The sequence below is a fragment of the Nocardia spongicola genome (assembly GCF_047200775.1).
In the GTDB taxonomy this organism is placed as follows: Bacteria; Actinomycetota; Actinomycetes; order Mycobacteriales; family Mycobacteriaceae; genus Nocardia.
On sequence record NZ_JBJZOO010000052.1, the window covers coordinates 1 to 664 of the forward strand.

The window sequence follows — 664 nt, forward strand, 5'->3', positions numbered from 1 at the left end:
TGAGTGCGGTGCCGTCGTATCCGGGGTCGCAGGTGCTGGAGAAGGTTGCCAGGTATGTCGCGCCCGAGGTGGTGTGCGCGACTGTCTTCGTGGTGAACCAGCCTCGTTCGCGGGATCTCTTACTCGGTCCGGTGCCCGGTCTCGGTAGGACCAGGTCCAAGAATCTGCGGCCTGCGGCGGTCCGGGACAGCAGCGCGCCGCCCGTCATGATTACTTCGATACCACCGGCCATACCTGCCGCCAGCAGTGGCGCTATCGGCGAGTTCCCGGCGCTCATCACCTCTCGGTAACGGAAATTCTTGCCGTAGGGCCAACCCAGCAGCCCATTGCTGCGGCGAACAAGCTTCGTGTCGTGTGTGGCGAAGATATAGGTGCCGATCCAGCCGTCCAGGCTCGGGTCGATCGTGCTCGCCCGTGACAGCGCCCGGTCGGACTGACGGCCGAGGTCGGGTTCCCTGGACTTGTCCGGGCTCAGCGAGTAAGGGTCCGCCATGACGGCGCCCTTGGCCGGGTCGGCGGCGAGCGCTTCCAGGGTGGCCCGGTCGGAATCGACAGTACCGCCGCTGAACCCTCCTTTGGCCGTGGCTATGGCTGTGGTGTCGGTGAGTTCGCCGGTGTTGTCGTCGACGGTTCGGCGGTAGAGCTGGTACACGCTCAAGTCAGG

The 664-nt window shown here is 65.5% G+C and carries 1 protein-coding gene; it reads right to left on the minus strand.

What is annotated here, in order from left to right:
- On the minus strand, nucleotides 1–664 hold a 664-nt coding region (locus ACL02S_RS24150), incomplete at both ends, for a saccharopine dehydrogenase family protein (RefSeq protein ID WP_503129074.1).